The sequence below is a fragment of the Streptomonospora salina genome (genome assembly GCF_014204715.1).
Classification (GTDB): Bacteria; Actinomycetota; Actinomycetes; order Streptosporangiales; family Streptosporangiaceae; genus Streptomonospora; species Streptomonospora salina.
The window spans coordinates 978,943-990,837 of sequence record NZ_JACHLY010000001.1 but is presented as its reverse complement, the minus strand read 5'-3'; the positions used below and the strand labels follow the sequence as shown (position 1 = coordinate 990,837).

At 72.3% G+C, this 11,895-nt stretch carries 13 protein-coding genes; 8 read left to right on the top strand and 5 right to left on the bottom strand.

Annotated features, from left to right (window positions below; genetic code table 11):
• Positions 1-36: 36 nt before the first annotated feature.
• The 3 genes from HNR25_RS04545 to HNR25_RS04535 all read right to left on the bottom strand — a co-directional run bounded on the left by HNR25_RS04545 (position 37) and on the right by HNR25_RS04535 (position 2,668).
• Entirely contained in the window at positions 37-561 is a 525-nt protein-coding gene (locus HNR25_RS04545) for a DUF4870 domain-containing protein (protein WP_184633471.1), read from the bottom strand.
• A 228-nt stretch (positions 562-789) separates the two neighbouring features.
• Complete coding sequence (locus tag HNR25_RS04540) at positions 790-1,764, bottom strand: DUF4870 domain-containing protein (protein WP_184633470.1); 975 nt, start codon at positions 1,762-1,764, stop codon at positions 790-792.
• Between the two features lie 100 nt (positions 1,765-1,864).
• Positions 1,865-2,668 (bottom strand): DUF3097 domain-containing protein, encoded by an 804-nt coding sequence (locus tag HNR25_RS04535; protein ID WP_184638826.1) that lies wholly within the window; start codon positions 2,666-2,668, stop codon positions 1,865-1,867.
• A 182-nt stretch (positions 2,669-2,850) separates the two neighbouring features.
• Between HNR25_RS04535 and hrcA the strand changes: the two genes are divergently transcribed.
• The 3 genes from hrcA (at position 2,851) to HNR25_RS04520 (ending at position 5,930) form a co-directional block, all read left to right on the top strand.
• The gene (hrcA, locus tag HNR25_RS04530) at positions 2,851-3,864 is read left to right on the top strand and encodes a heat-inducible transcriptional repressor HrcA (RefSeq protein ID WP_184633469.1); all 1,014 of its coding nucleotides are present in this window, start codon (positions 2,851-2,853) and stop codon (positions 3,862-3,864) included.
• Complete coding sequence (gene dnaJ, locus HNR25_RS04525) at positions 3,865-5,016, top strand: molecular chaperone DnaJ (protein WP_184633468.1); 1,152 nt, start codon at positions 3,865-3,867, stop codon at positions 5,014-5,016.
• A gap of 140 nt (positions 5,017-5,156) precedes the next feature.
• A complete protein-coding gene (locus HNR25_RS04520) occupies positions 5,157-5,930 on the top strand; it encodes a 16S rRNA (uracil(1498)-N(3))-methyltransferase (RefSeq protein ID WP_184633467.1) in 774 nt (257 codons plus the stop codon).
• A gap of 97 nt (positions 5,931-6,027) precedes the next feature.
• Here the strand turns inward: HNR25_RS04520 and HNR25_RS04515 are convergent, their stop codons facing one another.
• Together HNR25_RS04515 and HNR25_RS04510 are read right to left on the bottom strand one after the other, a co-directional pair.
• On the bottom strand, positions 6,028-6,774 hold the full coding sequence (locus HNR25_RS04515) for a hypothetical protein (protein ID WP_184633466.1): 747 nt from the start codon (positions 6,772-6,774) through the stop codon (positions 6,028-6,030).
• A complete protein-coding gene (locus HNR25_RS04510) occupies positions 6,771-7,301 on the bottom strand; it encodes a SigE family RNA polymerase sigma factor (RefSeq protein WP_184638824.1) in 531 nt (176 codons plus the stop codon). Before HNR25_RS04510 ends, HNR25_RS04515 begins: the two co-directional genes overlap by 4 nt.
• A gap of 569 nt (positions 7,302-7,870) precedes the next feature.
• Here HNR25_RS04510 and HNR25_RS04505 point away from each other — a divergent pair.
• The 5 genes from HNR25_RS04505 to HNR25_RS04485 all read left to right on the top strand — a co-directional run bounded on the left by HNR25_RS04505 (position 7,871) and on the right by HNR25_RS04485 (position 11,873).
• Positions 7,871-8,227, top strand: a complete 357-nt coding sequence (locus HNR25_RS04505; protein ID WP_184633465.1) for a histidine triad nucleotide-binding protein — start codon at positions 7,871-7,873, stop codon at positions 8,225-8,227.
• 164 nt (positions 8,228-8,391) lie between these two features.
• Positions 8,392-9,441 carry a PhoH family protein gene (locus HNR25_RS04500; protein WP_184633464.1) on the top strand — a complete coding sequence of 350 codons (1,050 nt, stop codon included), beginning with the start codon at positions 8,392-8,394 and terminating at the stop codon, positions 9,439-9,441.
• 111 nt (positions 9,442-9,552) lie between these two features.
• The gene (gene ybeY, locus HNR25_RS04495) at positions 9,553-10,053 is read left to right on the top strand and encodes an rRNA maturation RNase YbeY (protein WP_184633463.1); all 501 of its coding nucleotides are present in this window, start codon (positions 9,553-9,555) and stop codon (positions 10,051-10,053) included.
• Entirely contained in the window at positions 10,050-11,423 is a 1,374-nt protein-coding gene (locus HNR25_RS04490) for a hemolysin family protein (RefSeq protein ID WP_184633462.1), read from the top strand. The genes ybeY and HNR25_RS04490 overlap by 4 nt, the downstream gene beginning before the upstream one ends.
• A gap of 96 nt (positions 11,424-11,519) precedes the next feature.
• Complete coding sequence (locus tag HNR25_RS04485) at positions 11,520-11,873, top strand: cytidine deaminase-like protein (RefSeq protein WP_184633461.1); 354 nt, start codon at positions 11,520-11,522, stop codon at positions 11,871-11,873.
• Positions 11,874-11,895: the final 22 nt, after the last annotated feature.

Genomic DNA, 11,895 nt, shown 5'->3' with positions numbered 1-11,895 from the left:
CGGGCCCGGTGCCCGGTCGGCGGCGGGGCCGGTCCCTCAGCTCAGCATCGGGATCGCCAGCATCTTCGGGTACGTGTACCACTCGCCCTTGTTGGAGGCCACGGCGGCGATGACGCCGAAGGCGATCGCGCAGGCGAACACGGCGACGATGGTGAGGAAGCCGACGATGAGGATCATCAGGATGTAGGAGACGAGCTGCGCGATGAACATGGTCATCTGGAAGTTGAACGCCTGGGCCGCCTGGTGGCGGACGTAGGGCGACTCGTCCTTCTTCACCAGGTAGAGGATCAGCGGAAGGATCCACGAGGTGAAGATGCCGCCGAGGTGGGCGACCAGCGCCAGGGTGCGGTCGTCGGAGGAGGGCGGGTAGTGGCCGCCGGGCTGCTGGTATCCGGGCATCTGCGCCGGGTAGTGCGGCTGGCCGGGGTAGCCCTGGCCGTAACCGGGCTGGGGGCCCGACTGCGGGCCGTATTGGGGGTCGACGCCGGGCGGCGGGCCGTAGCCGCCGGGATGGTCGGGTTGGCCGCCGTAGGGCTCGTCGGGTTGGGGCGGGTAGCTCATGTGGTGGTCTCCTGAGTCTCCTCGGTCGGATCGCCCCCGACTGCCTCCGGAGGCGGTGCCCGGGCACCGCGTGCAGCGGTGCGCGGGCGGAGTGCCGGGCGGGGCCCGATGGACCTGCCGACCGCCCGGCCGCGGCACGCCACGACAGGTGGGACGCCGCAGCGGAGCGCGGGGTTCCCGCCGGGGCGGCGGCGAATCGCGCTGCGCTGCCGTCCCGGGCCCGTCGGGTTACTTCACCATGCGGATCGAAACAGGGTAGCGGTACTGGTTGCCGCGGTTGGCGCTGAGCGCGCCAGTCGCGCCGAGCGCGATCGACACCACCCAGATCACCGCGACCAGAACCGAGCCGATCCAGGAGATCGGCGGCGCGAAGACGCCGAGTCCGATGTAGACCGCCCAGGCGATGAAGTAGGGGATCAGCAGCGTCAGCTGGAAGTTCAGCGCTTCGCCGGCCTGGTGGCGCACGAAGGGCGCGTCGTTGCGCTTGACCATGAAGATGACGAGGGCCGGGAGCCAGCCGAAGCAGGCGAGGATGACACCGGACAGGTGGGCGATCATCGCCCAGGTCGCGTCGTCGGAGGCCCCCGGTTGCGGCGCGCCGAAGCCCTGCGGGTATCCGGGCTGCTGGGGGTATCCCGGCTGGCCGGGTGTCTGCGGGGCGCCGGGGAAGCCTCCGGGCTGCTGCTCGTAGCCGTGCGGAGGCGGCGGGCCGTATCCCGGCTGGGGCTGCTGCTGGTAGCCGGGCGTCGGCTGCTGGTAGGGCGCCTGGCCCGGTTGGGGGTAGCCGCCTTGGTACGGCTGCTCGCCGTAGCCCGGCTGGCCCCCGCCGGGGTAGCCGTATCCGGGCTGGGCGCCGCCCTGCTGGGGGTATCCGGGCTGGCCGTAGGCGGGCTGTCCGCCGGTGGGCCCGCCGTACCCCGGCTGGGGGTAGCCGCCCTGGTCGGGTGCGTAGCCGGGCGGCGGCTGCTGCGGGTAGGGCTGCCCGGCGCCGGGCTGTCCGTAGCCGGGGTGGGGCTGCTCGCCGTAGGCCGGTTGGCCCCCGCTCGGGTAGCCGTACTCCTGCTGCTGGTAGTCGGGCTGCTGGTCCCCGGTGCCCGCCTGTCCCTGGCCGGGCTGCCCGCCAGAGGGAACGGGGCCGGGTGCCGGCTGGTCACCGTAGGGCCCCTCCTGGGGCTGTGGTCGGTTGGGCGGGGTCTCGCTCATCTTGTCCCTTGGCTGTGCCGATTGCGTTGGGCCGATAGTGCCATCCGGCGCCCCGGCAGGCCACCGCGCGTCTGCCGCTGCGCGGTGCTGACGGACCCGCCTAGTCTTGCAGCCCTTCTGCCGCGGTGACGAAGTCGATAAGCTCTTCGACGCGCCCCAGCAGCTCCGGTTCGAGGTCGGCGTAGGTGCGCACCGACCCCAGGATCCGCCGCCACGCTTCGCCGGGCTCCTCATCGCTGCCCAGCGCCCGCAGGACGCCTTCCTTCCACGGTATGCCGCGGGGGACCTCCGGCCACGCGGAGAATCCCAGCACCGACGGCTTGACCGCCTGCCAGACGTCGACGAAGGGGTGGCCCGCCACCAGGACGCCGGGCGAGGAGACCTGCTCGGCGATCCGGCTCTCCTTGGACCCCGGCACCAGGTGGTCGACCAGAACGCCCAGACGACGCCGGGCCCCGGGGCCGAATTCGGCCACGATCTCCGGCAGGTGGTCGACGCCCTCCAGGTACTCCACGACCACGCCCTCGACGCGCAGGTCGTGGCCCCAGACTTTCTCGACGAGTTCGGCGTCGTGCACGCCCTCGACGTAGATCCGGCTCTCCCGGGCGACCCGCGAACGCGCCCCCTGTACCGCGATCGACCCGGAGGCGCTGCGGGCGGGCCCCGACGGCGCCGCGCTCGGCCGTACCGCGGTGGCGGGACGGCCGTCGACGAGGAACGCCGCGGGCTCCAGGTCGAAGACCCGGCGGCGGCCGCCGCGGTCCTCAAGGGTCACCGCCTGCTTGTCCCAGGAGACGACGGCACCGCAGAACCCCTCGTCGGCCGACTCCAGCACGAGGCCGCGCTCCAGGGGGACCTCGGCGACGGCGCCTTTGCGCGGGCGGCGCCGGTCCCCGGACAACACGTCCCCGTCGTACCTTCTGCTGTTCGGACCCGGACTCGTGGACACGGGCGGATTCTACCGGCCGGCCCGGGCCCGGACACGGAGACCCGACGGTGCGCTCGGCGGCCCGTGATCGAACCGTTCTTGCGGAACGGCTTAGAATTAGCACTTAAGGCCATGGAGTGCCAGGAGGAGGTGAGCACGTGCTCGACGACCGGAAGCTTGCGGTTCTGCGGGCGATCGTCGAGGATTACGTGTCCACGAACGAGCCCGTGGGGTCCAAGGCGCTCGCCGACCGCCACACCCTCGGGGTGTCTCCGGCCACCGTCCGCAACGACATGGTGTCGCTGGAGGAAGAGGGGTATATCACCCAGCCGCATACCAGCGCCGGCCGCGTTCCCACCGACAAGGGGTACCGGCTGTTCGTGGACCGGCTGTCGACGGTGAAGCCCCTCTCCGCCGCAGAGCGCCGCGCCATCGAGAGTTTCCTCGGCGGCGCCGTCGACCTCGATGAGATCGTGGGGCGGACGGTGCGCCTGCTGGCTCAGCTCACCCGGCAGGTCGCAGTGGTGCAATATCCCTCGCTCACCCGGTCATCGGTACAGCACGTGGAGCTGGTCCCGCTGGGCCAGCAGCGCGTCATGATGGTGCTCATCACCGACACCGGCCGCGTCGAGCAGCGGGTGATCGACAACCTGGGGGCGGTCAGCGAGGACGCTGTCGACAGCCTCCGCCAGATGCTCAACCGGGCCTTGGTGGGCACGTGGCTCACCGAGGTCCCCAACGCCGTGGAGGATCTGCCCAGCCAGCTTCCGCCGGACGAGCGCGCCATGGCGGCGGTCGTGCTGTCGGTGCTGCTGGAGAGCCTCGTCGAGCGCCACGACGAGAAGATCGTCCTCGGTGGTACGGCGAATCTCGCCGCGATGGATTTCTCGGCTAGCCTGCGGGAGGTACTGGAGGCCTTGGAAGAAAACGTCGTCCTCCTCCGTTTGCTGGGGGAGATGAGCGACCCTTCCATGCTGACGGTACGCATCGGCGCCGAGAACTCTCACGAGGGTCTGAGATCCACGTCGATCGTCTCCGCCGGTTACGGCATCGGCGACCAGCCGCTGGCCAAGATCGGCGTAGTCGGTCCGACCAGAATGGACTATCCAGGAACGATGGGAGCGGTACGCGCAGTGGCTCGGTACCTCGGACAGATACTTGCGGGGCAGTAAGTGGCGAGAGACTATTACGAGATCCTCGGGGTGCGGCGTGAAGCATCCCAGGACGAGATCAAGAAGGCGTATCGGCGGCTCGCCCGCGAACTCCACCCGGACGTCAACCCGGACCCGGCCACGCAGGATCGCTTCAAGGAAGTGACCCAGGCCTACGAGGTGCTCTCCGACGAGAGCAAGCGCCGGATGCACGACATGGGCGGCGACCCGTTCGCGTCCTCCGGCGGAGGCGGCGGAGCGGGAGCCGGCGGCTTCGGCGGGGGCGGTTTCCCCTTCGACGACATCATGAACGCGTTCTTCGGCGGCGGCCAGGCCGGCGGCGGACGCGGTGCGCGCGACCGGGCGCGCCGCGGACGCAGCATCAAGGTCCGCATCGACCTCGACCTGTCCGAAACCGCCTTCGGCGTCACCAAGGACGTCACTTTCCCCACGGCGGTGCTGTGCAACACCTGCCAGGGCGAGGGCACGGCCAAGGGCTCCCACCGCCACACCTGCGACACGTGCCAGGGCCGCGGTGAGGTCTCGCAGGTCGCGCGCTCCTTCCTGGGACAGGTCATGACCACGCGGCCGTGCCCGCAGTGCTCGGGGCAGGGCACGATCATCACCGACCCCTGCGCGGACTGCAGCGGGGAGGGACGGGTGCACGAGAAGGTCACCCGCAAGGTGCAGATCCCCGCGGGCGTCGAGGACGGCACCCAGATCCAGCTCGCCGGCGAGGGCGAAGTCGGGCCCAACGGCGGGCCGCGCGGCGACATCTTCCTGGAGATCGTGCAGCGCCCCCACTCGACCTTCGAACGGCGGGGCGACGATCTGCACTGCACCATAACGGTGCCGATGACCGCCGCCGCGCTGGGAGCTTCGTTCACCTTCGACACGCTCGACGGCACCGAGGAGATCGACCTGCGGCCGGGTACCGGCTCCGGGCACGTCATCACCCTGTCCGGGCGCGGCTCCCGCCATCTCGACGGCGCCGGGCGCGGCGACCTGATGATCCAGGTCGACGTCGAGACCCCCGCCAAGCTCGACGAAGAGCAGGAGTCGCTGCTGCGCAAGTTCGCCGAACTGCGCGGCGAAGACCAGCCTCCGGGCAAGTTCAGCCCGGGCCACGGCGGACTGTTCTCGCGGCTGCGCGACGCCTTCGGCTCGCGCTGACGCGTCCGGGTCCGCTATGGGCGACGTAGGCCGGGAACCCGGCACCGCGGGCCGGCACCGCGCAGGGCGCGGTGCCGGCCCGCGTCTGCGGTGCGGCGCCGGGCCGGGCGCACCGGCCCGACCGCGGAATGGAGGCGGATGTGACGGCTCCGGTCTTCCTCTGCGAGCCGGGTGAATTGGACGGCGGCACCGTCGTGCTGTCCGGGAACGAGGGCCGGCACGCCGCCGCGGTGCGGCGGATCGCCGTCGGCGAGACCGTTCAGCTGGTCGACGGCGCCGGTATGCGGGCGCGCTGCCGGGTTGCCGAGGTCGGCAAGGACCGCGTCGTCTGCGCGGTCGAGGAGCGCGGCGCCGATGCGGCGCCGCACCCGCAGCTGACCGTGGTCCAGGCGCTGCCCAAGGGCGACCGCGGCGAGCTCGCCGTCGAGGTCATGACCGAGGCGGGGGTCGACCGCATCGTGCCGTGGGCGGCCGAGCGCTGCGTCACGCGCTGGCGCCCCGAGCGGGCGGCCAAGTCGCTGGCCAAGTGGCGCTCCACCGCCCGCGAGGCGGCGAAGCAGTCGCGGCGCAGCCGGATCCCCGAAGTGGCCGAGCTCGCCGGCACCGGCGACGTGTGCGCGCGGGTGGCGGCCGCCGACGCGGCGATCCTGCTGCACGAGGACGCCGACTCGCGGCTGTCGTCGCTGCCGCTGCCGGGGGAGGGCCCCGGAACCGGCACGACCGCCGACAGCGGCGGCGGCCGCGCCGGGATCGTCGTCGTGGTCGGGCCCGAGGGCGGGTTCTCCGACGCCGAGCTGGGCGCGCTGGAGTCCGCCGGCGCGGTGCGCGCTCTGCTGGGGCCGACGGTGCTGCGCACGTCCACGGCCGGGGTGGCCGCCCTGGCCGTGCTGCAGGCCCGCTGCGGACGGTGGTGACCCCGGGAGCGGGGCCCCGCCGCCGGCGGCCCGCGGCCGGCACTGCCGGACGTTGTATCCGGGAACGGTGCCGGCGACGCGGGCGGTGCGGGGCCGGTCAGGCGGCCTCGGCCGCCGTGGTGTCGCCGCTGCCGCTGCCGCTGCCCGAGGACGTGTCGTCCGGGTCGGTGGTGGACGTGTCCTCGTCCTCCCCGGCGTCGCCGTCGTCCGTGCCGTCCTCGGGCGGTGCGGTGGAGTCGTCACCGGAGCCGTCGCCGGTGTCGTCCTCCGGCGGTTCCTCGGCAGGGCCGGACGGCGTGCCGGTGGACGCGCAGCCGGTGTCGGAATCGTCGCCGGTGGAGTCCTCGCCGGCCGACGGATCGGGGGTGGGTGTCGGCGCGCCCGAAGGGCCGGTGGGGCAGGTGCCGGCGGTGCCGGGCGGCGTGGTCTCGCCCTCGGTCGGATCGGGGCTGGGGTGTGTCCCCGGCGGGGGGGCCGCGCCTTCGTTCGGAAGCTCGGCGGGCCCGGGCCGGGACGGGGCCTGACTGGGCACCCCGTCCTCGGACGGGGCGTCCTCGGCCGGTGCCTGGGACTCGGAGGCCGGTGTGGTCAGGGATTGCGGCAGGACCCGGTCGCGCACCTGCGGAGCCCCGAACAGCACCGAAGCCGCGATCAGTACCGCGGCTCCCACCGCCAGCGAGGGCCGCAGCCATGAGGCGTTGAGCAGAGCGGTCACCCAGCTCGTGCGCTGCGTTCGGGCCCGGATGGTGTCGAGCGCCTCGGGCGAGGGATCGACCGAGGCGGCTTCGGAGCGCAAGACGGCGCGGAGCCGCTCCTCGAAGGGGTCCTGGGGTGGTTCGGTCATGTCGTCTGCTCCAGAGCCGAGCGGAGCGCGGCTATCCCCCGTGCGGTGTGACTCTTGACGGCGCCGCGGCTGATGCCCATCGTGTCGGCGATCTGCGCTTCGGAGAAGTCGCCGTAGTAGCGCAGGACCACCGCCTCCCGCTGCCGGACGGGGAGGGTGCGCAGGGCTTCGATGACCGCCGCTCGCTCGAGTTCGCCCATCGCGCCCTGTTCGGCGCTGGGTGCGTCGGGCAGCGCCTTGGGCGCGTGCTTTTCTACCACGGCGCGGTGCCGCAGAACGGACCGGGCCCGGTTGACCACGGACTGGCGGAGGTAGGACAGCGCCTTGTTGGGGTCGCGCAGCCGGCGCCAGGCGCCGTGCATCGCGACGAAGGCGTCCTGGACGACCTCTTCGGCGGTGGCGGGGTCGCGAACGAGCAGGGTGGCCAGCCGCACCAGCGGGCGGTACTGCGTGGTGTAGAGCTGGGTGACGGCTTGGTCCGCGTCCCAGTCGACAGCGGACGGTGCCGCCGCGGCTCCTGCGACCATCGTTTCAGTCACATCCGTTTGACGCGCGCCCTTGTCCCCGGGTTTACGAAAGGGCATGCCTGTACTTCTCGTTCCGATCGTGGCGCGTCGTCGTCGGGATCGGGCGCCGGGCGCCGGGCGCCGGACCGCCTCGCGGGCCGGGGGCGTCGACGGTGCCCGCAGGCACTGCCATTGCGGCGGTGCGCCGACAGTACCGGACGGCGCGGCCCGCGTCGCGCGCAGTGCACGAGCGGCCCGCGGTGCACGGGGCGGGGCGCGGCGGGCCGGAAACGCCCGGCTGAACGGACGGATGGGGAGACCTCACAGGAGCACCACTTGCTGAGGGGACGGTTCCTTGAGCGGGGGCGTGACGACGCACACCGTACGTGCACGGTATGACGTAACCGTAGAAGATCGGGCGCGCGTGCGGCAGCCGGACCGTCTGACAGGCCGCCGTCCGCAGGCGCCCGGCGGGGCGCGGCCGCCCGCCCCGCTCGGGTGTCGTGCTCGGGCATCATGGAAGGGCCGCCCGCGTGAGGAGCTCCGGCCGGGGGCGGCAGCATCGGACGACGGAGACGGAGGGCCCCACGGTGACCACGACCGACCCCGACTGCCTGTTCTGCAAGATCGCGGCGGGCCGGGTGCCCGCCGAGATCGTCCGCGACGGCGAGCGTGTGCTGGCCTTCCGCGACATCAACCCGCAGGCTCCTACGCACGTACTGGTCATCCCGCGCGAGCACCACCCCGACGCCGCCGCGGCGGCCGCGGCCGGCAGCGGCCTGGTCGACGCGGTGGTGAGCGAAGCCCACGCCATCGCCGCGGACGAGGGCATCGACCGAACCGGCTACCGGCTCGTGTTCAACACCGGTGCGGGCGCCGGCCAGACGGTTTTCCACCTGCACTGCCACCTGCTGGGCGGGCGCGGAATGGAGTGGCCGCCCGGATAATCCCGGGGACCGGCACCGGCGCCGTTGATAGACTGGAAACGCACGACAGAGTTCGCTTCGATCACTGCGGCCACGGTGATCACGTCCCCGGCGGGGCCGTGCGACGGGCGAACGCGAACTTCGGACCGCGAGAGGCAGGGGCGAGACGGCCGCAAGGCCACATCATGGTCGACTCAACACAACAGAGCACCCACCAGGTGAAGATCGTCGTGCCCGAGGAGCACATGATGGTCCATCTGCTGGGCTCCGGAGACGAGCTGCTCCATACCGTCGAGCGCTCGTTCGACAGCGACATCCACGTTCGCGGCAACGAGATCACCATCAGCGGCAGCCCCGAGGAGACCTCGGTGGTGGTGCGGCTGATCGAGGAGCTGCTCGAACTCGTCAAGAACGGCACCGTGGTCACGCCCGACGCCATCGACCGCACCCTGGGCATGCTGCGTTCTTCCGAGGGCGGCGAGGAACGGCCCGCCGAGGTACTCACCCACGACATCCTCTCCTCGCGCGGGCGCACCATCCGGCCCAAGACCCTCAACCAGAAGCGCTACGTCGACGCCATCGACCGCCACACCGTGGTGTTCGGCATCGGTCCGGCCGGTACCGGAAAGACCTATCTGGCCATGGCCAAGGCGGTCAAAGCCCTGCAGAACAAGCAGGTCAACCGGATCATCCTGACCCGGCCCGCGGTCGAGGCGGGCGAGCGGCTGGGGTATCTGCCGGGATCGCTCTACGAGAAGATCGACCCCTACCTGCGCCCGCTCTACGATGCGCTGCACGACATGCTGGCGCCGGAGTCCATCCCCAAGCTGATGTCGGCGGGCACGATCGAGGTCGCGCCGCTGGCCTATATGCGCGGGCGGTCCCTCAACGACTCGTTCATCATCCTCGACGAGGCGCAGAACACCTCGCCCGAGCAGATGAAGATGTTCCTGACCCGCTTGGGCTTCGGCTCCAAGATGGTGGTCACCGGTGATGTCACCCAGGTCGACCTGCCCGACGGCACCACGAGCGGGCTGCGCACCATCGAGAACATCCTGCAGGGCATCGACGATATCGGCTTCTGCCGTCTGACCAGCACCGATGTAGTTCGCAACAAGCTGGTCAGCGCCATCGTCGAAGCCTATGGCCGATACGACAAGCAGCAGCAGAACGGCTCCCAGGGCGGGCGCGGCAGGTCGGGGGGTTCCCGCTCCGGCCGCGGCACCGGCACGTAGCCGATGGCACGGCCGCGGACCGGCCGCCCCCGGCGCGCCGCGCGCCGGGGGCGGCCGGCGTCCCCGCGCCGCGCCCCCGACACCGAGCACGAGACGAAGGCGCGCTGAGCAATGAGTATTGACGTCGCCAACGAGTCGGGCCTTCCCGCTGACGAGGAGCGGCTGTCCCGACTGGCCCGCTACGTCCTGGACGGGATGCGGGTCCACCCGTTGGCCGAACTGTCCATCGTCCTCGTCGACGAGGAGCCGATGACCGAGCTGCACGTGCGGTGGATGGACGAGCCCGGCCCCACCGACGTGCTGTCGTTCCCGATGGACGAACTGCGCCCCGGCGGGCAGGACGACCGCCCTTCCGAACCCGGCGTGCTGGGCGACGTGATCATCTGCCCGCAAGTGGCGGCGCGCCAGGCGGAGAAGGCCGGCCACAGCACCCAGGAGGAGATCGACCTGCTGTGCACGCACGGCATCCTGCATCTGCTGGGCTACGACCACGCCGAACCCGACGAGCACAAGGAGATGTTCGGCCTGCAGGGCGAGCTGCTCTCGGGGTGGCGTTCCGCTGAAGGGGCGGCCGGCGGCCGCCCGCACGAGAGAGAAGACACCGCCCGATGAGCGCCGGTTCGGCGGGCCCGGTGCCGGCGGCGGTCGCGGACGGGGGGCACCTGGCGGCGGCCGCCGCCCCGTTCGCCCCTGCCTACGCGTTCCCGTCCGCTGCGTTGTTCGTGCTGGCCGCGGCGTTCTTCGTGAGCGCCGAGGTCGCGGTCACCCGCAGCGGGGGCATCCAGCCCGAGCCGGGCGACGACAGCCCCTCCGCCCGGCGCCTGCGCCGGGTCCAAGCCGAGCCGGCCGAGCACCTCAACACGGTGCTGCTGCTGCGTGTGGCCTGCGAAGTGGTGGCGACGGTGTCCCTGGCGGCGGGTTTCATCGGCTGGCTGGGGGCCGGGTGGGCCGCCGCCGTCTGCACCGTCGCGGTGATGATCGTCGTCGACTACGTGTTCGTCGGGGTCACGCCCCGCATCCTGGGTCGCCAGTTCGCTCCGTCGGTGGCCGCGGCCGGCGTCAACGCCGTCGTGCCGCTCGCCTGGCTGCTGGCCCCGGTGTCGCGGGTGCTGGTCCGGATGGGCCGATCGCTGACCCCGCGCCACATCGGCGACCGCAGCGGCCCGTTCACCAGCGAGAGTGAGCTGCGCCGCCTGGTCGACCTGGCCGAGCGCGGCCACGTGATCGACGCCGAGGAGCGGGAGATGATCCACTCGGTGTTCAAGCTCGACGACACGTCGGTGCGCGAGGTCATGGTGCCGCGCACCGACATCGTGTTCGTCGAGCGCGACGCGCCGCTGGACGACGGCCTCTCCCTGGCACTGCGCAGCGGGTTCTCCCGCATCCCGGTCCTGGGCGAGGACGAGGACGACGTCATCGGCATCGTCTACCTCAAGGACGTCGTGTCCCGGGCGCGCCGGGACTGGACCAACGGCGGTGAGCCCGACGGCGAGGCCAAGGCCGAGACCGTGGGCGACGTGATGCGCACGGCGTCCTATGTGCCCGACTCCAAGCCCATCGACGAGCTGCTGCGCGACATGCAGCAGCGTCGCATCCACGTGGCCGTGGTGATCGACGAGTACGGCGGGACGGCGGGGCTGGTCACCATCGAGGACATCGTCGAGGAGATCGTCGGCGAGATCACCGACGAATACGACGACGAGGTTCCGCCGATCGAGCGCCTGGACGAGCGCCGCGCCCGCGTCACCGCCCGCCTGCCGCTGGGCGAGCTGGCGGAGCTGTTCGGCACCGAGCTGGACGTCGCCGACGTGGAGACGGTCGGCGGGCTGCTCGCCTACGCGCTGGGGCGCGTGCCCATCACCGGCTCCCGAGCCGAATACGCTGGGTTGCGGCTGACCGCCGAGGACACGGTGGGACGCCGCAATCAGACCGCCACGGTCCTGGTCGAGGCGCTGGAGCCCGCTGATGCGGGCGGAGCGTAACCCGCGCCGAGCCCGCTGCGGCGCCGGATCCGCCCCGAGCGCCCGCGCGCTGCCGCGACCGGGCCGGAAGACGAACCCGCTGGAAGGAAGGCGACCGTGACCGAGAGTTCGGCACCCGAGCAGCTCGACCCCGAGGACGAGAAGCTGGTCACGCTGGCGCGCGCCACCCGCGCCCGCACCGGGGCCGCCGAGGGCGCGGCCGTGCGCGACGAGACCGGGCGCACCTACACCGCGGCGACGGTGGAGCTGGCGTCGCTGAAGCTGACGGCGCTGCAGGCCGCCGTCGCCGCTGCGGTCTCCAGCGAAGCCGTGACCCTGGAGGCGGCGGCCGTGGTCACCGCGGCGTCCGGCGCCGCCGACACCGACCGGGCGGTCGCGGCCGACATGAAGACACCGCTGGTGGTGCTGGCCGGCCCCGACGGCACGCCCGCCGCAGCCCTGCGCGCCTGAGCGCGAGCACCCGATGCCGCGG

Coding starts and splice junctions, on each gene's coding strand:
- HNR25_RS04545 (WP_184633471.1), bottom strand. CDS start 561: ATGAGCTACCCGCCCCAACCCGACGAGCCCTACGGCGGCCAACCCGAC.
- HNR25_RS04540 (WP_184633470.1), bottom strand. CDS start 1,764: ATGAGCGAGACCCCGCCCAACCGACCACAGCCCCAGGAGGGGCCCTAC.
- HNR25_RS04515 (WP_184633466.1), bottom strand. CDS start 6,774: ATGACCGAACCACCCCAGGACCCCTTCGAGGAGCGGCTCCGCGCCGTC.
- HNR25_RS04510 (WP_184638824.1), bottom strand. CDS start 7,301: ATGGTCGCAGGAGCCGCGGCGGCACCGTCCGCTGTCGACTGGGACGCG.
- HNR25_RS04500 (WP_184633464.1), top strand. CDS start 8,392: ATGGTCGACTCAACACAACAGAGCACCCACCAGGTGAAGATCGTCGTG.
- ybeY (WP_184633463.1), top strand. CDS start 9,553: ATGAGTATTGACGTCGCCAACGAGTCGGGCCTTCCCGCTGACGAGGAG.
- HNR25_RS04490 (WP_184633462.1), top strand. CDS start 10,050: ATGAGCGCCGGTTCGGCGGGCCCGGTGCCGGCGGCGGTCGCGGACGGG.